The 23,653-nt window shown below is 69.5% G+C and carries 21 protein-coding genes; 5 read left to right on the top strand and 16 right to left on the bottom strand.

Annotated elements, in window-relative coordinates:
- Nucleotides 1-237 (top strand): hypothetical protein (locus tag ACWEOO_RS40785; protein WP_452147620.1); only part of this gene is annotated, 237 nt, incomplete at its 5' end.
- A 9-nt stretch (nt 238-246) separates the two neighbouring features.
- On the opposite strand, the gene ACWEOO_RS40790 is transcribed toward ACWEOO_RS40785, so the two are convergent.
- From ACWEOO_RS40790 to ACWEOO_RS40800, 3 genes are all read right to left on the bottom strand, one after another.
- Nucleotides 247-1,035: a GNAT family N-acetyltransferase gene (locus ACWEOO_RS40790; protein ID WP_452147621.1), complete on the bottom strand. Its 789-nt coding sequence runs from the start codon at nt 1,033-1,035 to the stop codon at nt 247-249.
- On the bottom strand, nt 1,032-1,199 hold the full coding sequence (locus ACWEOO_RS40795; RefSeq protein ID WP_452147622.1) for a hypothetical protein: 168 nt from the start codon (nt 1,197-1,199) through the stop codon (nt 1,032-1,034). The genes ACWEOO_RS40790 and ACWEOO_RS40795 overlap by 4 nt, the downstream gene beginning before the upstream one ends.
- A gap of 73 nt (nt 1,200-1,272) precedes the next feature.
- The gene (locus ACWEOO_RS40800) at nt 1,273-1,767 is read right to left on the bottom strand and encodes a MarR family winged helix-turn-helix transcriptional regulator (RefSeq protein ID WP_452147623.1); all 495 of its coding nucleotides are present in this window, start codon (nt 1,765-1,767) and stop codon (nt 1,273-1,275) included.
- A gap of 66 nt (nt 1,768-1,833) precedes the next feature.
- Here ACWEOO_RS40800 and ACWEOO_RS40805 point away from each other — a divergent pair, with 66 nt between their 5' ends.
- Nucleotides 1,834-2,577 carry a hypothetical protein gene (locus ACWEOO_RS40805; RefSeq protein ID WP_452147624.1) on the top strand — a complete coding sequence of 248 codons (744 nt, stop codon included), beginning with the start codon at nt 1,834-1,836 and terminating at the stop codon, nt 2,575-2,577.
- Nucleotides 2,574-3,338: a hypothetical protein gene (locus ACWEOO_RS40810; protein ID WP_452147625.1), complete on the top strand. Its 765-nt coding sequence runs from the start codon at nt 2,574-2,576 to the stop codon at nt 3,336-3,338. The genes ACWEOO_RS40805 and ACWEOO_RS40810 overlap by 4 nt, the downstream gene beginning before the upstream one ends.
- 39 nt (nt 3,339-3,377) lie before the next feature.
- Here the strand turns inward: ACWEOO_RS40810 and ACWEOO_RS40815 are convergent, their stop codons facing one another.
- Together ACWEOO_RS40815 and ACWEOO_RS40820 are read right to left on the bottom strand one after the other, a co-directional pair.
- Complete coding sequence (locus tag ACWEOO_RS40815; RefSeq protein WP_452147626.1) at nt 3,378-4,085, bottom strand: YqjF family protein; 708 nt, start codon at nt 4,083-4,085, stop codon at nt 3,378-3,380.
- Entirely contained in the window at nt 4,082-4,396 is a 315-nt protein-coding gene (locus tag ACWEOO_RS40820) for a hypothetical protein (protein WP_359923729.1), read from the bottom strand. The genes ACWEOO_RS40815 and ACWEOO_RS40820 overlap by 4 nt, the downstream gene beginning before the upstream one ends.
- Nucleotides 4,397-4,419: 23 nt before the next feature.
- Here ACWEOO_RS40820 and ACWEOO_RS40825 point away from each other — a divergent pair, with 23 nt between their 5' ends.
- On the top strand, nt 4,420-5,487 hold the full coding sequence (locus ACWEOO_RS40825; RefSeq protein WP_452147627.1) for an epoxide hydrolase family protein: 1,068 nt from the start codon (nt 4,420-4,422) through the stop codon (nt 5,485-5,487).
- Here ACWEOO_RS40825 and ACWEOO_RS40830 read toward each other — a convergent pair.
- The 8 genes from ACWEOO_RS40830 to ACWEOO_RS40865 form a co-directional block, all read right to left on the bottom strand.
- Nucleotides 5,484-6,485, bottom strand: a complete 1,002-nt coding sequence (locus ACWEOO_RS40830; RefSeq protein ID WP_452147628.1) for a sugar phosphate isomerase/epimerase family protein — start codon at nt 6,483-6,485, stop codon at nt 5,484-5,486. The genes ACWEOO_RS40825 and ACWEOO_RS40830 overlap by 4 nt on opposite strands.
- 169 nt (nt 6,486-6,654) lie before the next feature.
- The gene (locus ACWEOO_RS40835) at nt 6,655-12,048 is read right to left on the bottom strand and encodes a ThuA domain-containing protein (RefSeq protein ID WP_452147629.1); all 5,394 of its coding nucleotides are present in this window, start codon (nt 12,046-12,048) and stop codon (nt 6,655-6,657) included.
- Nucleotides 12,049-12,136: 88 nt separating this feature from the next.
- Nucleotides 12,137-13,297 (bottom strand): xylose isomerase, encoded by a 1,161-nt coding sequence (gene xylA / locus ACWEOO_RS40840; RefSeq protein WP_359923718.1) that lies wholly within the window; start codon nt 13,295-13,297, stop codon nt 12,137-12,139.
- Nucleotides 13,294-14,457 (bottom strand): Gfo/Idh/MocA family protein, encoded by a 1,164-nt coding sequence (locus ACWEOO_RS40845; RefSeq protein ID WP_452147630.1) that lies wholly within the window; start codon nt 14,455-14,457, stop codon nt 13,294-13,296. The genes xylA and ACWEOO_RS40845 overlap by 4 nt, the downstream gene beginning before the upstream one ends.
- A gap of 11 nt (nt 14,458-14,468) precedes the next feature.
- Nucleotides 14,469-15,509: a substrate-binding domain-containing protein gene (locus ACWEOO_RS40850; RefSeq protein ID WP_452147631.1), complete on the bottom strand. Its 1,041-nt coding sequence runs from the start codon at nt 15,507-15,509 to the stop codon at nt 14,469-14,471.
- Between the two features lie 13 nt (nt 15,510-15,522).
- Nucleotides 15,523-16,569 (bottom strand): ABC transporter permease, encoded by a 1,047-nt coding sequence (locus ACWEOO_RS40855; RefSeq protein WP_452147632.1) that lies wholly within the window; start codon nt 16,567-16,569, stop codon nt 15,523-15,525.
- On the bottom strand, nt 16,569-18,071 hold the full coding sequence (locus ACWEOO_RS40860) for a sugar ABC transporter ATP-binding protein (RefSeq protein WP_452147633.1): 1,503 nt from the start codon (nt 18,069-18,071) through the stop codon (nt 16,569-16,571). The genes ACWEOO_RS40855 and ACWEOO_RS40860 overlap by 1 nt, the downstream gene beginning before the upstream one ends.
- Nucleotides 18,068-19,342 (bottom strand): ROK family protein, encoded by a 1,275-nt coding sequence (locus ACWEOO_RS40865; protein ID WP_452147634.1) that lies wholly within the window; start codon nt 19,340-19,342, stop codon nt 18,068-18,070. Before ACWEOO_RS40865 ends, ACWEOO_RS40860 begins: the two co-directional genes overlap by 4 nt.
- Nucleotides 19,343-19,684: 342 nt before the next feature.
- Here ACWEOO_RS40865 and ACWEOO_RS40870 point away from each other — a divergent pair, with 342 nt between their 5' ends.
- Nucleotides 19,685-20,473, top strand: a complete 789-nt coding sequence (locus ACWEOO_RS40870) for a hypothetical protein (protein WP_452147635.1) — start codon at nt 19,685-19,687, stop codon at nt 20,471-20,473.
- Here ACWEOO_RS40870 and ACWEOO_RS40875 read toward each other — a convergent pair.
- The 3 genes from ACWEOO_RS40875 to ACWEOO_RS40885 form a co-directional block, all read right to left on the bottom strand.
- Nucleotides 20,470-21,183, bottom strand: coding sequence for a hypothetical protein (locus ACWEOO_RS40875; protein WP_452147636.1), 714 nt, complete (start codon nt 21,181-21,183; stop codon nt 20,470-20,472). The two genes, ACWEOO_RS40870 and ACWEOO_RS40875, sit on opposite strands and share 4 nt — an antisense overlap.
- 225 nt (nt 21,184-21,408) lie before the next feature.
- Nucleotides 21,409-22,206 carry a dienelactone hydrolase family protein gene (locus ACWEOO_RS40880; protein WP_452147637.1) on the bottom strand — a complete coding sequence of 266 codons (798 nt, stop codon included), beginning with the start codon at nt 22,204-22,206 and terminating at the stop codon, nt 21,409-21,411.
- Nucleotides 22,203-23,552: an amidohydrolase gene (locus ACWEOO_RS40885; RefSeq protein WP_452147638.1), complete on the bottom strand. Its 1,350-nt coding sequence runs from the start codon at nt 23,550-23,552 to the stop codon at nt 22,203-22,205. Before ACWEOO_RS40885 ends, ACWEOO_RS40880 begins: the two co-directional genes overlap by 4 nt.
- Nucleotides 23,553-23,653: the final 101 nt, after the last annotated feature.

The following is a 23,653-nucleotide window of genomic DNA, read 5'->3' on the forward strand; positions in this document are numbered from 1 at the left end:
CGCGGTGTGCGGGCCGGGCGGTGGGCCGGCCCTCCCGCGCCGCCCCCCCCCGCGACCGGAGTCGACCTCGTCGCCGCATCGGCGGCGAGCCGGGACCACGCGATCGGCTCGACCGAGCCGTGGACCACCAGCTTCACAATGCTCCCGCCCACCCTCGGCGGCTTCGTCCCGTATCACCCGAACGCCGCCGGCATGCAGGCCGTCGCCGAGCTGATCCTCGCGACGCTGCGGGACTGAACGCGTGCCTTACTTCGCGGGCGTGTAGACGTACGGCGTGGTAGTGGTGACTGCTACGAAGCCGAGGCGCTGGAGGATCGGGGAGCTGTCGTCGGAGGCGTCGACGTGGAGGTACTTGTAGCCGAGCTCGACGGCGCGGGCCGCGCGGACCGCGACGAGTGCCTTGTAGATGCCCTTGCCGCGCCACTCAGCAAGGGTCGAGCCGCCCCAGAGGCCGGTGAACTCGGTGTCCTTCTTGTACACGGCCCAGGCGGCGGAGACGACCTCGCCGTCGGCCTCGGCGACATAGACGTCGGTGCCGCTCGCCTGCCGGCGGACCAGATCGTCGGCCAGCCAGGACCAGTCCTCGCCCCAGACCGCCGACTCCATCGCGGCGATGCGCTCGAAGTCGGCGCGCTCGCCGACCAGGCGGATCGTGATGCCGTCGACCGTGTCGCGGCCCTGCAGGCGCTCGACGACGGCCGTGCTCTCGGCGACGAGGACGGTCTCCTGCTCCTCGGGCTCGAACCCGGCGGCCTTCAGCCGGTCGGGGAGATCGGCCGGCAGGTCGTGGCCACGGAGCTTCCACTCGACGGCCTGGCCCTTGGCCGCGAAGAAGTCGCGCTGGCGGGCGATCAGCGCGTCGATCTCGCCGCTGTCGAGGCCGTCGAGCGAGCGGTAGCTGACGAACCCGCGGCTCGGGAACTCGACCCGGATCACCGGCCCGTCGGTGCTCGTCGGAACGTCGGCGGTCTCACTCGTCCCGCGCAGCTGGTCGTCGTACGCGGCGAGCAAATCATTCTTCGAGGCATCAGTCACGGGGTGACTCTGACACGGCTTGCCCAGATCCGCCGCACATTTCGGGTCACCCGGATCTTCGGGGCGCGGCGGCGGCGCCCGACGGGCTGGCTCAGTCCGTGCTTGTTCTCACGCTCGGCGTTCGCGAAGTGGCTCAGCGACACCATCAGGTTCAGCGGTTCCATCGGTCTGTCCTCCGGGTTCTTCGGCGCTTACACCCGGAGGTCGGATCAGATCGGCCGAACTCGACATCGGCGGTCAGGAATTCTTCTCGGTCACCAGCACCAGGCGCCGCAGCAGGCCGTCGAGCCGGGTCCGGTCGGCCTCGGGCAGGTGGTGGACCAACTCCTCCTCGACCCGCTGGATGTCGCCGATCCCGCGCTGCCAGAGCTCGTTCCCCGCCGGCGTCAGCGTCGCGACGACCTTGCGGCGGTCGTCGCGGTCGTGGGCGCGCTCGACGTACCCGCGGCGCTCGAGCGCGTCCAGCCGGTTGGTCAGGGCGGCTGCCGACATTCCGAGCTGCCGGGCCAGCTGGCCCGGTGTCGCGCGGTACGGCGCACCCGCGCGCCTGAGCATGTGCAGCGTCTTGAACTCCCACAGCTGCAACCCGTACGCCGCGAGCACGGCCTCGCGCCGGCGCTCGAGGTAGCGGGTCAGCACCTGCAGCCGCACCGTGATGCCCTCCACGTCGCGATCCAGGTCGTCCAGCTGTCCCGCCCAGAGATCGACATGGGCGTCCACGAAATCCTTCACCGGTCCAACTTTTCAGCGACTGAAGGTTAGTTGTCAAATATTTCGACGTCGAAATACTGTGCCGCCATGAGCCACCTCGCAGCCACCGACATCGCCGCCGCCGCTGTCCAGCTGATGCGCGCCGGCCGCTGGGCCGCCGCAGCCGACCTGCTGACCGCGGCCACCCCCGACGATCCCGACGAGCGCGAGCTACTCGCGCTGACCCGGGCCGAGGTCGCGGTCGACCAGGATTTCGGCCGGACGACTGACCACGCCACAGCCGCACTCGCGGCGGTCCCTGGTGACTCCTGGGACCTCGCGATGCTGAAGTTCCGCAAGGACTACGCGAACGCCCTGTTCCAGGCAGGCGACCCGGACCTCCGGGACCGCGGTCGCACGCTCATCGAGCAGGCGCCCGACGACGTGCGACGAGGGACGGCCCGCTTCTGGGCGGGCGCGGTGGCCGACAACGTGGACGAACAGCCCGCGGAGGCGTGCGCGCACTACGAGGTCGCGTTGGAGCTCGGGGAGAAGTGCGGCGACGAGTTGCTGGTGGCGCAGGCCCTTCGCCATCTGGGCCATCACGCGCACGCGGCCGGCGACCTGGCACTCGCGCGAAGCCAGTGGGAGCGGTCGATCGAGCTCTTCCAGAAGGTAGGGCACCTGCGCCCTGCGCTCGCCCAGCAGGTGTCGCTCGCGGTTCTGCTCCGCGACGAAGGCGACCTCGCGGGATCACGAGCACTCGCGGCCGAGACGAACCGCTGGGCGCGGCAGCTGGACGTCCCGTTCATCGCCCAGCAGACCGCCGAGCTGATGGCGGTGCCGGCATGAGCCAACTCACCGCCGCCGACATTGTCGCCGCCGCTGCCGAGCTGATGCGCGCCGGCCACTGGGCCGCCGCAACCGACCTGCTGACCGCCACCCGCGCCGACGATCCGGGCGAACGCCGTACCTTGGCGTTGGCACTCGCCGAAGTCGCGGTCGACCGGGACTTCGCGCAGCAGACGGATCACGCCTCGGCCGCGTTGGCCGCTGTCGGCGAGGTCGCCGACGACAGCATCGCGTGGGACGTCGACATGTTGAAGCTCCGCAAGGACTACGCGAACGCGCTGTTCGGATCAGACTGCGACGTCGACGAGTTGGCAGAGCGGGCCAAGCGGCTGATCGACCAGGCGCCGGACGACAGGCGGCGCGGAGCCGTCACCTTCTACGCCGGTGTCATGGCGGACAACCTCCTCGAGCGGCCGGGCGAGGCGTTCACCCACTACACGACGGCGCTCCGGCTCGGCGAGAAGACCGACGACCCATTGCTGATGTCCTACGCGCTCCGGCACCTCGGCGACCACGCCTACACCGCCGGCGATCTCACACTCGCCCGGCAGCACTGGGAGCTCTCCACCGAGCAGCGGCAGCAGACCGGCCATCTGCTGGGCGCGCTGGCGCAGCAGACCTTGCTGGCCATGCTGCTGCGAGACGAGGGCGACGCCGCCGGATCACGAGCGGTCGCGACCGAGGTCAACCGGTGGGCACGCCAGGTGCCGATCCCCGGGATCGTCCAGCAGACAACTGATCTGATGACGCCGAGTCGTTGACAGCTCCACCGGGTCCCCGACGCGAACGCAGCGCGCTGATCACGCAGTCCACCGAGCGAACTCCGCCGGAACGCCGGCGCTGAACGCCACGTGATCGGGGTCTCGCTTCGGTGGAACGAGGCCGACTGAGCTGAGCAGGTCGTCGGCCTCCAGGGCGGTGAGGGTCGCGGCGTTCAGGATCCACGGCGGGTGACGGTTCGGCAGGTACCAGGTCCGGCCGGCGCGGTGGACGTGCAAACCCCAGCGTGCGGTGAGGAAGTCCTCGAGCGGCCCGGCGGGCAGGCGTTCGCCCATCTCGACGCCGACGACCGCCTCGGTGCCGGAGCTGCGGACGGTCGACGTGTATGTGTGGTGGTTGCCGTGGCGTTCGTGGCACATCCGCGCCCAGCGGTACGGCAGCCCGAAGACCGTCCGCGCGGCCGCCACCACGGCCAGCCGGTTCGCGTCGAGGCTGAGGAACACGACACCGCGCCGGCCCGTCTCGTCCACGGAGTACAGGCGGATGTTCGTTTCCAGGAACGAGCCGAAGTACGGAACGCCGGGGCCGTACGGGAGCCCGGTGCCGACCATGCGGAACGGGACCAGGCCGACGTACGTGTCTCCCTCGAACGTGTCCGGCCGGGTGCCCGGCGGGAAGAAGTGCGCGACCTCGTCCGGCGCGAAGGCCCAATGCACGAAGGTCAGATCCAGCCACCGCTGCCGCAGGATCCGCGGCCGCGGCAGCTCCGGCGCCTCCGGCCAGCTCACTGCGCCGACGGTCTGACCTCGCACGTCGGCCTGCCGTCGTTCAGTTCACACACGAGGTACGCCGGTGTGCCGGGCTCGGCGGGCTTCCACGGCATCACCGCGTCACCCGCGAGCAGCGCATCGAGCGTCTGCAGCTCCGGGTCCCGCTGCTCCGCATGATGCCGGTATCCGGCCGCACCCAACGCCAGCGCGATCGCCATCCCGAGCAGGTTCACCTCGGTCGGCTTGTCCGGCACCGTGGTCCCCTCCCCCGGCTCGAACTTGATGCCGTGGTCAGCCACCTCGACGATGCGAGCTACGTACTTGCTCATGATCGGAGTCTAGGGTCAGACGCATGAACTTCGAAGATTTCCGCGCCGAGGTTCCCCCGGAGGACCTGTCCGATCTCCAGCGCCGACTGGACGCGACCCGGTGGCCGGACCAGTTGCCGGACGCCGGCTGGTCGTACGGCGTGGAACTCGGGCGACTGCGGGAGGTGACCGACCACTGGCAGACGTCGTACGACTGGCGGCGCTTCGAGGATCGGTTGAACGTGCACCACCAGTTCGTGACCGAGATCGACGGCCAGCGGGTCCATTGCCTGCGGGCCGGCTCGGCCGGCACGCCGTTGTTGCTGCTGCACGGGTGGCCAGGCTCCGGATCTGACTACTTGGACGTGATCGACGCGCTGGCCCAGGACTTCACCGTCGTGGTGCCGACGATGCCGGGGTTCGGGTTCTCCGGGCCGACCCTGACCACCGGGTGGGGCGTCGAGCGGATTGCGCGCGCGTGGATCACGTTGATGGAAGGGCTGGGGTACGAGCGGTACGGCGTACACGGGTACGACTGGGGTGGGCGCATCGCGGCGGCGCTCGCGCGGATGGTGCCGGAGCGCGTGATCGGGCTGCATCTCGACGGATATCTCGCGTTCCCGCAGGGTGAGCAGCTGAGCGAGGACGAGCAACAGCGCCTGAGCGGGCTGGAACGATGGCAGAGCGAACGGTCCGGGTACGCCTCGATCCAGAGCACGCGGCCGCAGACGCTGGCGTACGCGCTGGTGGATTCCCCGGTCGGCCAGCTCGCGTGGAATCTCGAGTGGTACGACGACTACGGGCACCGGGTAGGTGCCATCGGCAACGACCGGATCCTGGACTCGGTGACGCTGACGTGGTGCACCGGGACGGGCGGTTCGTCAGGGCAGATCTACCGCGAGGCACAGGCCTCGTGGGGCGCCGACGTCGACTACTGCCCGGTGCCGACCGGGCTGGCGGTGTTTCCGGGCGACAGCACGGTCCGGCGGCTGGTGGAGCGGGAGTTCGACGTCGTGCACTACAGCGAGTTCGACCGTGGCGGGCACTTCGCCGCCCTGGAGGTCCCCGAGCTCGTGGCCGGGGACCTCCGGGACTTCTTCGGGAAGTTCTAGGACGAGAACGCGGCGTCGAACGACGCGGTCGGTGGGTCGAAGGCGAGCGACGTCACGAACTGGAGCGCCTCGGCGGCGCCGACCAGGCGGTCCATGCCGGCGTCCTCCCACTCGACCGAGATCGGGCCGGCGTAGCCGATCGAGTTGAGCATCCGGAAGCACGCCTCCCACGGGACGTCGCCGTGGCCGGTGGAGACGAAGTCCCAGCCGCGCCGCGGGTCGCCCCAGGCGAGGTGGGAGCCCATCCGGCCGTTCCGCCCGTTGCCGACCTGGCGCTTCGCGTCCTTGCAGTCGACGTGGTAGATCCGGTCCTTGAAGTCCCACAGGAAGCCGACCGGGTCCAGGTCCTGCCAGACGAAGTGCGACGGGTCCCAGTTCAGCCCGAACGCCTCCCGGTGCCCGATCGCCTCCAGCGTCGCGGTCGTCGACCAGTAGTCGTACGCGATCTCCGACGGGTGCACCTCGTGTGCGAACTTCACCCCGACCTCGTCGAACACGTCGAGGATCGGGTTCCAGCGGTCCGCGAAGTCCTGGTAGCCGGCCTCGAGCATCGCCGGCGGCACCGGCGGGAACATCGCGACCGTCTTCCAGATCGACGACCCGGTGAAGCCGACGACGACGTCGACGCCGAGCGCCCGGGCCGCCCGCGCGGTGGTCTTCATCTCCTCGGCGGCGCGCTGCCGGACCCCTTCCGGGTCGCCGTCGCCCCAGATGTGCGCGGGCAGGATCGCCTGGTGCCGCTGGTCGATCGGGTCGTCGCAGACCGCCTGCCCGAGCAGGTGGTTGGAGATCGTCCACACCTTCAGGTTGTGCTTGGCCAGGATGTCCAGCCGGTCCTGCACGTACGCCGGGTCCTCGGCGGCGCGGCGGACGTCGAGGTGGTCGCCCCAGCAGGCGATCTCCAGCCCGTCGTACCCCCACGAGGACGCCAGCCGCGCCACCTCCTCGAACGGCAGGTCGGCCCACTGGCCGGTGAACAACGTGATCGGTCGTGCCATCTTTCTCTCCTTGTCGGGTGGTACTGCAGGGGTGTCCCCGGCGGCGTCCGGAGCGCGTGTACGCCGCCGGGGACGGTCACCGCGGGACTCGCCGGGCCGCCGCCCGTCCGGGGCCGAACCAGCCGGGGCGGCGGCAGGTGTACGGCAGCGAGATCCCACGGCAACGTCATCAGCCGAGCCGCGCCTTCAGGTCCTGGCCGACCGCGGTCAGTAGGGTCCGGGCCGGTCCGTCGGCGACCGCGCCGGCCGTGGCCAGGTACAAGGTGAGCGCGACGTTCGCGGCCACGGTCTGGTGCCGAACCGCGGCTCGTTCGGCGGTTCCGAGGTGCGCCTTCAGTACCGTGGCGGTTGCCAGCGGCACCTTTCCGGCGGCGCGGTAGCGGTCGACGAGCTTGACCGCCTCGGCGTACGACACGACCACCGAGAACGGCAGGTTCTTCACCGAGGTGTTCCCGGCGACATCGGTTGCCGTAGCCGTCAGCGTATGCGCACCCAACCCGAGCACGACTCCGTCAAGCGCCCCTGTCGTTGGTTTGCCGTCCAGGGTCATCACTACAGTCCCCGGCCCGGACAGCGCATCCGTCACAGCCGCTTGCACCGAGGCGGTCGAGGCAACGCCCAGACTCGCCGGCAGCCCGGTCACGGTGGCCGTAGGTGCCGTCTGATCGATCTTCACCGTGACCGACGAAGGCTCCGAAACGTTGCCGGCGGTGTCACTCCCCCGGACCGCGACCGTGTGGGTCCCGTCAGCAGTCAGCGTCAAGGGCGCGGTGTACTCCGACCAGTTGCCGTCGCCAACCTTCTGCTCCAGGTACACCTGCCCCGGCCGATCGTCCACACCCATCGCCGTCGCGGTCACCGGCCCCGTCCACCAGCCCGCTTGTCCGGACGGGGTCGACGGGTCGAGTCCCAGGCTGACAGTCGGTGCCGTGGTGTCGGTGATGCGCCGGAAGTAGTCGAACTTCGCGGTCTTCGAGGCGGACTGATCCACCCCGAACGCGTAGACGCCGAACTTCGCCGCCGCCAGCGCGGTGTTCGTCACCGGCGGCAGATCGGACCACGTGACGCCGTCCGAGCTGTAGGAACCGGTGAAGGTGGAGTCGGACTTCGAGAGTCGCAGGTACCAAACACCCTGAGCCGGCGTCGGGGCGTTGGGTTGGGGTGATTGGACGACGTCGGCGACCTCGCTGCGCAGCTCCAACCCTCGGGTGATTGTGCTGCCTGCAGCGTTGGTCGTCAGGTAGTCGAGCTTCACGTAGTTCGCGTCGTCGGCGTAGACCAGCAGACCTGCCTGCTGGAACGCCTCGTCGAACGACGACGCGTCGACCTTCGTCTCGATCGTCCAGTCACCGTCCGGCGCCGGCTGTAGCATCAGGTTGCGCGGGTTGGTCGCCGTACCGCCGTAGATGTCACCCTTGCTGGTGTCGATCTCCAGCCCGCCGCCGGTCACCCGGTAGGCGGCAGGATCCGGCCGTACGACGTCGGACCAGCGGCACGCGTCGAGCGTCGTACCGGCGAACTCGTCGTCCGGTGCAGGCTGCTCGGCGGTGTCGTCGGGCGTGATCGAGAAGTAGTCGAACGACGCCGTGATCGGCAGCGCCTCGGTCCGGTTCGTCAACCCGAACAGGCCGATCCGCGGATTCGTGATACCGGCCAGCTGCTTCGTCTCCGGCATCTCGGTGAAGGTCGCGCCGTCGGCGCTGTACGCCGCCTTCAGGTTCGCGCCGTCGGACGTGAACCGGACCCAGACCGTGTCCGGATAGGCCGCACCGAGGTTCGCCGTGTTCGACGCGGCCACCTCGTTCGGTACGCCGTTCTCCTCGCGGATGAACTGGAAGATCCGGTCCGCCGCGGACGGTGCGCCGGTGGAGCGGCCCTGCAGCACCATCTTGGCGTAGTTGTCGTCGTCGCCGTACACGATCAAGCCGGCCTGCTGGTAGGCCAGTCGGGCCGGCAGCGTGACCTTGGCAGTTGCCGACCAAGCGCCGGCCGGGAGCGGCTGGAGCACAAGGTTCGGTGTCCCGGTGTTCCCCGTGCCGTAGATGTCCGTGGCGGTCAGCGGGATCGACAACGCGCCGTTGCCGACGGACAGCTCTTGGTTGCCGCGGACAACTGACGACCAGCGGGCGGTGTCGAGTGCGGTGCCGTCGAAGCCGTCCGAGCGGCCTGTCAGGCAGGTCGGCGCCGACGGCGAGTCGACGGTCACCTCGACCCTCGCCGTTCCTGTCGCCCCGCGCGAATCGGTGACCGCCGCGGTCACCGTGTGTTTGCCCGGGACTGTGAAGGTGTGCGAGGCAGCCGGCCCGGTGGCGGTGCCTCCGTCGCCGAAGGTCCAGGCGTAGCTGAGCGGGAGATCGCCTTCCGGGTCGGTGGCCGACGCCGTGAAGTCGACCGCCAGCGGCGCCTTGCCTTGGGTAGCCGAAGCCGTGACCGTGACCGCGGGGCGTTGGTTCTCCGTGACGCCCTTGCCGATGAACTTGACCCAGTTCACGTTCAGCTGCCCGGTCGTCTTCACGAAGTACAGCGGGCCGCTCGCGGCCGACGCACCGCTGACCGCGCCGGTGAAGTCGCCGTACGTCTGCCAGGCGCCGGTCGGCGGCACCTGGATCGTCGCGACCACCGGGCCGTCGGTCGGCGATCCCTGCCGGACCTGCACCGTCGCACCCGCGTCCGGGGACGCCGCGCGCAACTGGATCTGGTCGATGTTCGCCAGGTTGGTCGGCTTCCAGCCCCACCAGTCGCCGTCCTCGATGAACCCGATGTTCTTCCCGCCGCCCGCGGTGTCGCCGGTGTCCTCGACCTGTACGCCGGGAGCCGATCCCGGCCCACCGGTCTCGTCGAAGAACTCCGCTTCCCGGGTCTTCGGCTGCAGCTGGACGACCTTCTGCGTGGTGATCCTGCCGGTCCCCGGCGCGCCCTTGTCGGTGTAGGTCACGGTGACGATGCCGAAGATGTTCGCCCCGACGTGGCCCTGGTCGCCGGGCAGCGGGAACGTCCCCTCACACCCGTGGTACTGCTCGTACCCGTGGGCGTGCTCGTCGTGGCCGAGCGCAGGCTGGGTGACGACGTCGTTGCAGTCCACCGTGCCGTCCTCGGGATCGGTGACCGTGACCCGGTAGCGGATCGTGTCGCCGAAGTCGAAGAACCCGCCGTCGACCGGCGCCTGCACGGTGATCGTCGGCGCGGTGTTCCCGGCCGTGATGGTCCGGTTGGACACCGCTGTCCGGCCGTCCGGATCCGTCACGGTCAACCGCGCGGTGAAGACCCCGGCCGTCGTGTACGTGTACGTCGGCTTGGCGTCGGCGCTGTCCGTCGTACCGTTGCCGTCGAAGTCCCAGGCGAACGTGACCGGCTGACCGTCCGGATCGCGGGAACCGGTCGAGTCGAAGGCGACCGTCAGCGGCACCGGGCCGGAGGTCTTGTCGGTGCTGAACTGCGCGATCGGCGCCCGGTTCCCCTGGATGTAGTCGATCCGGTAGAGACCCGAGTCCGCGTTGTTGCCGCCGAAGCCGCTCCCCCACTCGATCACGTACAGGGCGCCGTCGGGACCGAACTGCAGCGCGTGCGGCCGGATGAAGTTCAGCCTCTGCAGCATCCGCGACACGTCCGCCACCCCGCTGCGGTCGTCGTTCAGCTGCACCGAGAACAGCCGGCTGTCGTTCCAGTCCGCCCACACGGCCTTGCCGTCGAAGTACTCCGGCCACTTCCGGTCCGACGGGTTCACCGCGTCGTACTTGTACGCCCCGCTCGTCATCGGCGCACCGCTGCCGCCGATCTCGGGGACGCCGGTCGTCGATTTGCCCTGCCACATCGTCGCGGGGATCGCGGCCGGCAACTGCGTGAGGCCGGTGTTGTTCGGCGACTCGTTCACCGGAGCGGCGCAGTTGAACGTCGGCCCCGACGTACCGGTCGCGAAGTCGTAGTCGTTGTACGGCGTGTTGGCGCCGACGCAGTACGGCCAGCCGTAGAACCCCGGCTTGGACAGGATGTTCCACTCGACGCGACCGTCCGGGCCGCGGGTCGGCGAGACGGCGCCGGCGTCCGGTCCGTAGTCCGCGACGAACAGGTGGTTGGTGGTCGGGTCGATCCCGATCCGGAACGGGTTGCGGAAGCCCATCGCGTAGATCTCGGGCCGCGCCAAACCTGACAACACCGGTGCCGTCCCCGGCGGGAACAGGTTGCCGTCCGGGATCGTGTACGTGCCGTCGGTCTCCGGGTGGATCCGCAGCACCTTGCCGTTCAGCGCGTTGCTGTTGGCCGCCGATCGTTGCGCGTCCCAGGCGGCCCGCCCGGCGCGCTCGTCGATCGGCGCGTAGCCGTCGGAGTCGAACGGGTTGCTGTTGTCGCCGGTCGCGACGTACAGGTTCCCGTTGCCGTCGAACTCGAGCGCGCCGCCGGCGTGGCAGCACTGGTCGCGCTGGGTGTCGATCCGCAGGATCTGCTTCTCGCTCGCGAGGTCGAGGGTGTCACCAGTCACCGTGAACCGCGAGACCCGGTCGTACGGCTCCGTGCCCACCGGCGAGTAGTACAGGTAGATGAAGCCGTTGGACGCGAACGCGGGGTCGAGCGCGATCCCAAGAAGGCCGAATTCCTGGCCGGTGTAGACGTTCAGCGTGCCGGCGGTGACGACCGAGCCGTCGGTCTTGACGATCTTCACCGCGCCGTTCCGGTCGATGTAGAACACCCGGCCGTCCTGAGCCACGGCCAGTTCCATCGGGTTCGAGGTGTCGTCGTCGAGCGTCACCTTCTCGTAGCTGTCGCTCAGCGACGCGCCGCAGTCCGCGGGCTCGGCCCCGGCCGCGGTCCGGATGCCGCCGAGCAGCTGCTTGCGGAACGTCGGGTCGGCGTACGACTCGATCGTGTGGCCCATGCCGGTGTACCAGGCGCGGCCGCCGTCGTAGTCCTGGCACCAGGTGATCGGGTGCTCAGGGCCCATGTTCCCGCCGCTGTACGACGACTCGTCGAGCGACGCGAGGACGTGCACGGTGCCGCGCGGATTGGTCCGGTAGTTGTACCACTCGTCGGTCCGCGGCCACAGCGTCGGCGCGTCCTTCGTCGACGCGTGGGCGTGGTCCTCCACCTTCACCGTCGCGTTCGGCGTACCGGCGGGATGGCTGTCGAAGTAGCTGCCGACGAGCTTGCCGTACCAGGGCCAGTCGTACTCGGTGTCGGACGCGGCGTGGATACCGGCGTACCCGCCGCCGCCCCGGATGTAGCGCTCGAACGCGGCCTGCTGGTCGGCGTTCAGCACGTCACCGGTGGTGGACAGCCAGATCACCACCTCGTACTTCGCGAGCTCGGTGTCGTTGAACATCGTGGCGTCCTCGGTCGCGGTGACCGTGAAGCCGTTCGCGGTCGCCAGGTCCGTGATCGCCTGGATGCCGGCCGGGATCGAGTCGTGCCGGAATCCGGCGGTCTTGCTGAAGATCAGTGCGTTGAACGTCTCGTCGCCGTGCCCGGGATGGGCCCGGGCGGTGGACGGGGTCAACACTGTCAACACCGCCGCGAACAGGGCGAGCACGAGTAGCCAGGCCATCGTGCCGTGTCTGCGTAGCTGGATCATGCGGAGCTCCTCATGGGACGGACAAGGGTGCGCGCTCCATCAACTACAAATCCCGTGCTCTGCCCTGCGCGGGAGTACTACCGGCCGGTCAGCGGACGCCGAGCAGGTGCTCCATCGCCAGCTGGTCCAGCCGTTCGAACCCGAGACCGCGCTCGGCCAGCGCGTCCCGGTCGTACGTCGCGTTGCGGAGGTCGTCCAGCGACTCACCCTCGGCCAGGGTGGGCTCGGACATCTCCGCGACGCGTGCGGCGGCGAGTGCCTCCGCGACCTCGGGGTCGGCGCGGAACGCCTGCACCTTGTCGCGCAGGATCAGGTAGTTCCGCATACAGCCCCGCGCGGTCTCCCAGACGCCTTCCTCGTCCTCGGTGCGCGGCGGCTTGTAGTCGAAGTGGATGTAGCCCTCGTACGCCGGGTAGCTGCCGGCGCCCTGCAGCACGTCGACCGTCCAGAACGCCTCGCGCAGGTTGCCGGCCCCGAACCGCAGGTCCTGGTCGAACCGCGGACCGTGCTGGCCGTTGAGGTCGATGTGGTACAGCTTCCCGTGCCACAGCGCCTGCGCGATCCCGTGCGCGTAGTTCAGCGACGCCATCTGCTCGTGCCCGACCTCGGGGTTGATCCCGACCAGGTCGGGGTCGGCGAGGTCGTTGATGAACGCGATCGCGTGCCCGATCGACGGCAGCAGGATGTCACCGCGCGGCTCGTTCGGCTTCGGCTCCAGCGCGAACCGGATGTCGTAGCCCTGCGCGCGGACGTAGGCGCACAGGATGTCCATCGACTCCTTGTACCGGTCGAGCGCCGCCCGGACGTCCTTCGAGCCGCCGGACTCGGCGCCCTCCCGGCCGCCCCAGAGCACGTACGTCGTCGCGCCCAGCTCGGCCGCCAGGTCGACGTTGCGCAGCACCTTCGCCAGCGCGTAGCGCCGGACCTGACGGTCGTTCGCGGTCAGGCCGCCGTCCTTGAACACCGGGTGCGCGAACAGGTTCGTGGTCATCATCTCGACGACCATGCCGGTGTCGGCCAGCGACTTCGTGAAGCGCTCGAGCGTGCGGCCCCGGGTGCTGTCGTCCGGTACGACGTCGTCGTCGTGGAACGTGACCGCCGCGGCGCCAAGTTCCGCGAGCTTCTCGACGGCGTGCACCGGGTCCATCGCCGGGCGTACCGCCGTACCGAACACGTCGACGCCCTGCCAGCCGACGGTCCACAGACCGAAGGAGAACTTGTCGTCCTTGGTCGGGGTGTACTTACTCATTCCGGAATCTCCTGCCATTGTCGGGATGCCGAGCTGGCCTCGACCGCGGCCAGCACGCGCTGGACTCGCAGCCCGTCGGCGAACGACGGTTCCGGATCGGCGCCTTCGGCGATCGCGGTGACCAGGTCGACGACCTGATGGGTGAACCCGTGCTCGTAGCCGAGCAGGTGGCCAGGCGGCCACCAGGCGGCGACGTACGGGTGGGCGGGTTCGGTGGCGAGGATGCGGCGGAAACCCGCCGTCCTCGGGTCTTCGGTGGCGTCGTAGAAGTGCAGGAGATTCATGTCCTCGAAGTCGAACGCCAGACTGCCGAGGCTTCCGTTGATCTCGATCCGGATCGCGTTCTTCCGGCCGGTGGCGAAGCGGGTCGCCTCGAAGACGCCCAGCGCGCCGGAGCGGAAGGTGGCCAGGAACACGGCCGCGTCGTCGACCGTCACGGGTCCGCGTTCGGTGCCGGCCGTGCCGGCCAAACCGGAGTGCTCGGCGGCGACCGGGCGCTCCTTCACGAACGTCTCGAGCCGCGCGCTGACCTCACCGATGGTGTCGCCGGTGATGAACTCCGTGAGGTCGATGATGTGCGCGCCGATGTCGCCGAGCGCGCCCGAGCCGGCCTTCTCCTTGTCCAGCCGCCACGACAGCGGCGCCTCCGGATCGGCGATCCAGTCCTGGAGGTACTGCGCGCGGACGTGCCGGATCGTGCCCAGCTTGCCTTCGGCCACCAGCTGCCGGGCCAGCCCGATGGCCGGCACCCGGCGGTACGTGAACCCGACCATCGACCTGATCCCCTTGGCCTTGGCCGCCTCGGCGGCCGCGGTCATCGCCTCGGCCTCCTCGACGGTGTTGGCCAGCGGCTTCTCGCACAGGACGTGCTTGCCGGCCTCCAAGGCGGCGATCGCGATCTCGGCGTGGCTGTCGCCCGGCGTGCACACGTCGACCAGCTGGACGTCGTCGCGAGCGATCAGCTTGCGCCAATCGGTCTCGGTCTCCTTCCAGCCGAGCTTCGCCGCCGCCGCTTGCACAGCCTCGGCGTTGCGACCGCCCAGCACGTTCATGGCCGGGTCCAGCGGCAGGTCGAAGAAGCGCGGCGCGCTCCGCCAGGCCTGCGAATGGGCCGCTCCCATGAACGCATAGCCGATCAGGCCGATGCCCAGGTTCGTCATGACTCTCCTTGTCAGCTCTCGAATGCTGTCGGCAGGTACTGGTCCACGTTCTCCTTCGTGACCACCGGCGCGTACAGCTGGACGGTCCGCGGCACCTCGACCTCCACCAGGTCGCCGAGGGCCTTCTTCTGCACCAGCAGCCGGGCCAGCCGGACACCGTCGGCCCCCTGCGTGGACGGATAGATGACGGTGGCCTTGAGCAACGAGTTGCCGGACTTGATGTCCCGCATCACGTTCGCCGAGCCGGCCCCGCCGACCACGAAGAACTCCTTGCGGCCGGAGTTCTTGATCGCGGCCATCACGCCGACGCCCTGGTCGTCGTCGTGGTTCCAGATCGCGTCGATCTTCGGCGCGGCCTGCAGCAGGTTGGCGGCGGCCTTCTCACCGGACTCGACGGTGAACTCGGCGGCCACCCGGTTGCTGACCTTCAGCCCGCAGTCGGCGAGCGCCTCCTTGAACCCCTTGCTGCGGTCCTGAGTCAACGGCAGCGAGTCGATCCCGGCGATCTCCGCGACCACCGCGTCCTTCTTCCCCTTCAGTTGCCGGCAGACGTACGTGCCGGCCGACACGCCCATCCCGTGGTTGTCGCCGAGCACCGTCGTACGAGCCGCGAACGGGCTGTCGAACTCACGATCCACGTTCACCACCGTGATACCGGCCTCCATCGCCTTCGTCGCGACCGGGGTGAGCGCGGCCCCGTCGAACGGCAGCAGGACGATGGCGTCGACCTTCTGGTTGATGAATGTCTCGACCTGGCTGATCTGCAGGTTCACGTCGTTGGTGCCCTCGGCGACGATCAGCTCGACGTCGGAGTATTTCTTCGCCTCGGCCTGGGTGGCCTTGGTGATCGCACCCATCCAGCCGTGGTCGGCCGCCGGTGCGGAGAAGCCGATCTTGACCTTCTTGCCGGGCTCGTCGTTCTTCACCGCGGCCTGCTCGGCCGGCTTGTTGCCGGTGTCCTCCTCGGCCTTCGGGGTGTTGCTGGTGCAGGCCGCCAGTGCGAACACACTCAGGCCTGCGATCACGAGAGTTCGGGCGGAACTTCGGGACATCGTTGTCCTCCTTCTACGATCCTGTGGAACGTCGCGCCAGGCGCTGCTGGAGGAGGACGGCGATCACGATGATCGCGCCCTTCGCCACCGACTGGGCGGAGATGCTCAGGTTGTTGAGGGTGAAGACGTTGTTCAACGTCGTGAAGATCAGTACGCCGAACACGGTGCCGACGATCGTGCCGCGGCCGCCGGACAGCAGCGTCCCGCCGATCACCACCGCCGCGATCGCGTCGAGTTCGTACAACTGACCGTGGGTGGAGCTCCCCGTGGTCGTCCGTGCCATCAGCATCACCGCGGCGATCCCGCAGCAGAGTCCGGCCAGGACGTACAGCGCCACGGTGTGACGCTGGACCTTGATACCCGCGAGGCGGGCCGCCTCGGCGTTCCCGCCGACGGCGAAGGTACGGCGGCCGAACGTGGTGCGGTTGAGCACCACCCAGCCGGCCGCGGCCACCAGCAGGAAGATCCAGACCAGCACCGGCACGCCGATCAGCGAACCGCCGAAGAAGTCGACGAACGAGTCGACCGTGATGATCTGGGTCTTCCGGTCGGAGATGATCTCGGCCAGGCCGCGGGCCGCCGCGAGCATCGCCAGCGTGGCGATGAACGGCACGATCTTGCCGTAGGCAACCAGCAGGCCGTTGACCAGGCCGCACGCGGCGCCGACCGCGAGCGCCGTGGTGACCATCAAGATCCAGTGGTAGTCGGCGGCCAACTGCTGGGTGGCAAGCGTGGTCGCCCAGACCGACGCCAGCGCGACCATCGCGCCGACGCTCAGGTCGATCCCCCCGCCGGTGATGACGAACGTCATCCCGACGCTGACCACGCCGATGACCGCGGCCAGTCGCAGGATCGTCAGCACGTTCGCTCCGGTCGCGAACGTGTCGCCGGCGGTGACGACGCCGACGATGCACAGCAGCACCAGGGCAACCACGAGCCCGAGGTTGCGCCCGGCGCCGGACCTCAGCAGGTCCGTCGAGCGTTGCGCCGCCGGCTGGGACACGGTGTCCTGCCTGGACGGCGTCGTGCCGCTCTCCTCTGTCGTGATGTCCTCACTCATCACCTCGCACTTCCTTCCATCACCAGGTCGAGCACCTGGTGCTCGTCGATGTCTTGCGCGGGCCCCGTGTGGACGGCACGCCCCTCCCGCAGTACGACGACCCGGTCGGACAGACCGAGCACTTCCTCGACCTCGCTGGAGACCAGCACGATCGCGACCCCGTTGGACGCCAACTGCCGGATCAACGCGTAGATCTCCGAGCGGGCCCCGACGTCGACTCCCCGGGTCGGCTCGTCGAGCAGCAGCACCCGGCAGTCCCGGAGCAACCAGCGTGCGAGCACGACCTTCTGCTGGTTGCCGCCGGACAGGTTGCGCACCGGGTGGTCGACACCGGCCGGGCGGACGTCCAGGGCCTTGGCCAGCTTCCCCGCCGCTTCCCGCTCGGCCCGGTTGTTCAGGAATCCGGTGCTCGCGAACCGGCCCAGCGTCGACACGGTGATGTTCTTGAACACCGCCTCGTCGAGCAGCAACGCCTGGCTCTTGCGTTCCTCCGGCGCCAGCCCGACCCCGGCCTTGACGGCAGCCTGCACCTTGCCCGGCCGGAGCGTGGCCCCGCCGACCCGCACGAATCCGGTCGCCGGGCGCCGGGCGCCGTACACGGTCTCGAGTACTTCGGAACGCCCGGAGCCGACCAGTCCGGCCAGGCCGACGATCTCTCCCGCGCGGACCTCGAAGTCGATGCCCGAGAACTCACCGGGCCGGCTCAAGCCGACGACCTCCAGGAGGACGGGCGCTGCGGCCGGGACCTCGGTGCGCGGCGGGAAGACGTACTCGATCGACCGCCCGGTCATCAGCTGGATGAGTTGCTTGGTCGGCGTCTCGCGGGCGTCCAGGCCGGTCGCGACGGTGGCGCCGTCCTTCAGTACCGTGACCCGGTCGCCGATCTCCCGGATCTCCTCGAGCCGGTGCGAGATGTAGACGACCGCGACCCCGCGGTCGGTCAGGCCGCGGATCACCCGGAACAGGTTCGACACCTCTTCCGGGTCGAGCACGGCCGACGGCTCGTCCATCACGATCAGGCGGGCGTCACGGGACAGTGCGCGGGCCATGCTGACGATCTGCTGCCCGGCGGCCGGCATCGAGCCGACCGTGCGGTGCACCGGGATCTCGGCGTGGCCGAGGCCCTGCAGGATCGTGCGTGCCTTCGCGTTCGCCTCGTGGGTCCGGCTGAAGCCGTAGCGGGACGGCTCGTGGCCGAGGAAGACGTTCTCGGCGACGGTCAGCTCCGGCACCAGGTCGAGCTCCTGGTAGATCGCGGCGATGCCCCGCTGGATCGCCGCGGTCGGGCTGTTCAGCTGCACCGGCTCGTCGTTGATCCGGATCGTGCCCGCGTCCGGCTGGTGGGCGCCGGTCAGCACCCGGATCAGCGTGGACTTGCCGGCGCCGTTCTGTCCGAGCAGGCAATGCACCTCACCCGCGCGGACGTCGAGGTCCACACCGTCCAGCGCGCGGACGCCGGGGAACTCCTTGACGATGCCCGTCATGGTCAGCAGATCGGTCATGCCTCGACCCCGATCCGGGTCGGGTCGACGAAGATCTGGTCGAGCGAGATCTGCGCCCCGCCGCGGACGGCCGCCGCGAAACCGAGCTCCGACCGGACGACCCGGCAGCCGCCGCCGTCCGGTGCGATCACGCGGTCGCGGATCGCCTTCTCCAGAGGTTCCTTCAGCCACGGCCCGAGGACGGCGAAGTAGCCGCCCAGCACGAGCACGTCAGGGTTCAGGATGTTCACCAGGATCGCTCCCCCAATCCCCAGCCAGGTGCCGACGTCCTTCAACGCGGACAGCGTCCGCGTGTCCCCCGCTTCGGCGCGCCGGGTGATCCCGGCCAGCCGTTGCTCCACGTCCAGCGACGGGTCCCGCACCGGGTCGTCCCTGTCCGTTGCCTTGTGCAACAGCGCGCTCAGCCCGACGACGGTCTCCCAGCACCCGGTCCGGCCGCAGCCACAGGTCCGCCCGGGCGGGGCGACCGGCATGTGCCCGACCTCGCCGCTGTACCCGCGGCCGCCGCGCAGGAGGTGCCCGTTCGACACCATGCCGCCGCCGACGCCGACCGCGCCGGTGAGCAGGACGAGGTCGTGGGGCGGGCGGTCCTGGCCCGCGTCTGCCGCACTCTGGAGCTCGGCGTACGCGGCGAGCGCCGCCAGGTTCGCCTCGTTGTCGACGTGCAGCGGATAGCCGGGGTCGCCCAGCCGGGTACGCATCTCCTGGGCGACCGAGACCTCGCCCCACCCCAGGTTCGGTGCGAGCTTCAGCTCCCCGGTCTCGCCCTCGACCAGACCTGGTACCGCCAGGGTCACGCCGGCGAGCTGCCCGCCGCGGGCATCCATCGCCGCGAGCGCCTCCCGGACCAGGTCGGCCAGCCGGTCGAGCGTCGTCGCCGGCTCGAGGTGCGCGACGTCCAGGGGCACGCGCTTCTCCAGGACCACGCGGCCGGCCAGGTCGAGCGCCGCGACCGCCAGGTAGTCGACGTTGATCTCGGCGCCGACACCGCAGACGCCGGTGCCGTCGAGCTCGACGAGCTGGCCCGGGCGGCCCAGGGCGCGACTGGAGTCGGCCGAGCCTTCGCGGAGCAGGCCGCGCTCGACGAGTTCGGCGACCAAGCTGCTGACCGTCGCCTTGTTCAGGCCGGTCTCCTCGGCGATCCGGGCGCGGGACCGCGGGCCGAGGTCGCGGACGTGCCGCAGGACCACCGAGAGGTTGTTGCGCCGCAGCGACACGTGATCGGCGGCAACGCCCCGGCTTCCCGGGCGGCGGCCGTCGGTCAAGGTCATGCGAGCACCCCCTTGTGCAGACTTTGTCTGTTGATCCAACAAACTAAGTCCACGCCTTTTCATCGTCAAGAGTTCGTAACAGTCGAGTTCTTGCAGCGCTTTGTAGGGTTTTGTACGCTCACGGAGCTTTCTCCTGCCCGCCCCCTCCAGGAGCCCGCCCATGAAGCTCACCCGTCGTACCCTCCTCGCCGGCACCGCCGCAGCCGCGCTCGCCGGCAAGGCCCAGTTCGCCTTCGCCGCCAGTCCCCCGTCCGCGATTTCACCGCGACGTACCAGACGGCGTACCCCAGCCTCGGCAATGGGCAGCAGGCGCGGCTGTTCTCGTCGTACGACCAGCAGACGGTGAACACGCACTTCCAGTGGATGCAGCGCAACGGCTGCGACACGGCCGCGCTGCAGCGGTTCAACCCGACCGGCGGCGAAGGCCCGACGCGGGACGCGATGGCGGCGAAGGTGCGCCAGGCCGCGGAGCAGTACGGCCGGAAGTTCTACATCATGTACGACGCGACCGGCTGGACGTCGATGCAGTCCGAGATGAAGGCGGACTGGATCAACAAGATGCTCGCCTACACGTCCTCACCGGCGTACGCGCGCCAGAACGGCAAACCGGTCGTCTGCATCTGGGGCTTCGGCTTCAATGAAGCGAACAAGGCGTGGCCGGCCGACGTGTGTCTCGACGTCGTGAACTGGTTCAAGAGCCAGGGCTGCTACGTCATCGGCGGCGTGCCGACGCACTGGTTGCCGGGCAACGAGGACTCGCGGCCCGGGTACCTGGACGTGTACCACGCGTTCAACATGCTCTCGCCGTGGATGGTCGGCCGGATCAGCGACATCGCGGGCGCGGATCACTACTACAACAACGTCAACCAGCAGGACCAGGCGGACTGCAACGCCCACGGGATCGACTACCAGCCCTGCGTGATCCCCGGCGACCTGCAGTCCGGGCACCGGCGGCACGACGACCTGACCGATGCCCGCAGCCGGCGCCGGCGTGATCTTCTACGAGCACGTGGACTACGGCGGCGCGGCCGGCGCCGTACTTGCCAAGGGCAACGGACCGCGGACACGCCGAACTTCGTCGCGCTGACGCCGAACGCGAACGACCAGCTGACGTCCTGCCGGATCTCCTAGAACAGCTCCATACTGTCGGCGGTGGCCGTAATGACCGGGTTGTCGAAGTAGAGGCGGCAGGCGATCGCGTGGCCGGTGCAGGTGAGCAGGGCCGGCCCGGCGGCGTCGACGACCCGGTACGCGACCGGGTGCTCGCAGCGCTCGACCTCACCCTCGTTCTCACGGCCGCAGCCGAGGACATGGCAGGTGACGGTCTCGCCGACGTTCATCAGCGTCAGGCCGTGCTCGGGGCAGACGCCCCAGCCGACGCCACAGGCCTGTCCCTCGTTCGCGGCCAGGCGGACGAGTTTGCCTGCGGTGACCTCCAGCCTGCTGGCCAGGTCGCGGAAGGTGGTCGCGGCCTGGTCGAGGTCCTGCCGGAACCTGCGCAGCTCGACGGACTCGGGCATGTTCTGCGTCGCGGCGTGCAGGTCCTCGGCGAGCGTCATCGCCGCGACCGCGATCTCGTCGACGCGGACCGGCGTGTTGAACTGCCGGAGCGTCGTGCCGGACGTGTCCCGCGGCCGGTCGCGCACCTCCGACAACCACTCCGAACGCCGTACGACGTCGGCCGGCTGACCTAGCTGGATCTCACCGACCTGCTGCCCCGGCTGCCACTCGGACGCCGGTTCACCGTGAGGAGCTGATTGCGGAGCGTGACCGTTGGTGCCGTTCGCCGCTGCGTCCCCGCTCTTCGGGAGCCGGCTTTCCTGCGCTGTCCGCCCGTTCATAGAGCCTCACTCGTCCCAGTCCCCTGTGGTGCCTCGGTGGCCGATCGTGCCATGCGTCCGGTACCCAGGACCAGAGGAAAAACGACAGCGTGACCCACCGCTCCCCCATTTTCGCAGACAGCAACGAACACCCCCAGCAAAACCGAGGATTCCCCGCCGGAGGGCCACTGAATCACATTGTTCGTGTTACCGAACGCGATCTTTGCATTTCCGTACAGATTGTGGTCACGTGGTCACTGTCAGCCGCCGACGGAGGAAGTCCACGGTCCGGGTCCGGGCGTGGTACGCCGAGTTCGGCGGATCCTCGCGCAGCTCCCGGGTGAGCACCGAGTGCGCGGACCGCCCGTACCCGTCGGGGTTGCCGGGCGCCGAGTCCAGCTCGATCACCTCGAACGCGTCGCCGAGCTGCGCACGCAACGTGACGAACCTCTCGGCCGGCGACATCCGGTCCCGGCTGAAGCGCAGCCCGAGGACGCAGAGCCCGTCGGCCCGGGTCCGCTCCTTGACTTTGTCGAGTTCTTGCGGCGACAGGCCGGGATCCCGCCGCAGCTTCGGCGTCACCGCGAACGGCGTCGACGGCTGGCTCAGCACCGGCGCGGTCACCATGTCCTCGACCGCGGTCGCGAGCGCGAACCCGCCGGAGAAGCACATCCCGACCACACCGACGCCGCGGCCCGGCGTCCGCGCGGCCAGATCGGTCGCGACGGCCCGCAGGTACCTCGTGATCGGGCGCTCCGCGTTCGCCGCGAAGCACCGGAACTCCTTCGAGACGCACAACCGGGCGATCACGCCGAGCGTGTAACCAGGGGTCTCGGCGCGTCCCGGCGTACCGAACGGCGACGGGATCACGACGGTGAACCCCTCGCGCACCAGATGCTCGCCGAACGCGGCCACCTCCGGAGTCAGTCCGGGGATCTCCGGGATCAGGACGACACCGGGTCCCTCGCCCTTCTCGAAGCAGTCATAGGTCAGGCCGGCACCGGCGAACGGCGCCCTCCGCCAGGAGGCCAGATCCGCGGTCATGGCGCGTAGTGTTGCACGGCGCCACCCGCGGACAGGTCTACGAGCGTGTGGGCGAGGGATCTCGCATCGGACAGGATCCCGGCCAGGTCCATGGTCGTCAGCCGGCGGTCGCGCACCACGATCTGACCGGCGACGAGGACAGTGACCACGTCGGAGGCTCGGGCCGAGTACACGAGTGCGGCGCGGGGGTCGTGCAGCGGCTGGTTGTGGGGTGCGCTCAGATCGACGAGGACGATGTCCGCCTGCCGGCCCGACTCGAGTACGCCGATGCGGTCGGCGAGACCGGCGGCCGCGGCACTGCCCCGGGTGGCCAGACGGAGGGTGTCGGACAGCGTCATCCACTCGGCGTCGTGTTCACGTTGCTTCTGGGTGAGGGCGACCATCCGCATCGCTTCCCAGACGTCGAGGGTGTTGTGCACGGCGGCGCCGTCGGTGCCGATGCCGACGTCGACGCCTGCTGCGCGCAGTGCCTTGATCGGGGTGACTTCGCCCATCGCGAGCTTCAGGTACACCTTGGGGCAGGACGCGACGGTCGTCCCGGCGTACCGCTCCAGGATCGGCAGGTCGTCCGCGCGGATCCCGCAGCCGTGCGCGACGAGGGCGCCTGCGTCGAGGACACCGGTCTGTTCGAGCACCTGGATCGGTGTGACGCCGTGCTTGTCGAGCGAGGCCTGCGTCTGGCCGTCGGTCTCGGCGGCGTGCAAGTGGATCCGCAGCCCTTCCGCCCGCGCGAAGTCCGCCGTACGCCGGAGGTCGTCGTCGGTGACCGTGTACGTCGCGTGCGGGCCGAGGCTCGCGGTGATCCGCGGATGCCGCTGCGCGAGCTCTCGTGTCGTCTCGAACGCATTGCCGACGGCCTGCTCACCCGCCGAGGAGAAGAACGTCGGCGCGAGATCCGCGCGGATCCCGGACTCGATCGCGGCCTCGGCGATCTGGTCGGCGTGGAAGTAGTGATCGACAAAGGTCGTCACCCCACCCAGCAACATCTCCGCACACGCCAGCCGAGCCCCGACCCGCACCCGCTCGGGCGTCAGGTTCACCTCCATCGGCCAGATCCGCTGGTTGAACCAGTCCTCGATCGCCAGATCCTCGGCCGCCCCGCGCATCATCACCATCGGACTGTGCGTATGCGAGTTCACCAACCCAGGCACCGCCAGCAACCCGGTCCCGTCCAGAACCTCGGAAGGTGCTGCAGGGTCGGTCGTCTGCACAGCGTGAGTTCCCGTCGGTGCGACGGCCACGATCCGGTCATCCTCGACAAGGATGTCCTGCGCCTCGTCGACGCGGCACTCACCCTCCTCGGGAACGACCAGCACGGACACGTTGCGGATCACCAATCGCGCCATTCGCCCTCCCGGCTCGTCGACATGCAGCATCTTGTCCAACCAGAGGTCCAGACACTGGCTGAAGAGGCCTCATCGGTCCACTTCGGAACTAGACACCCCGT

The organism is Kribbella sp. NPDC004138, from assembly GCF_053603655.1.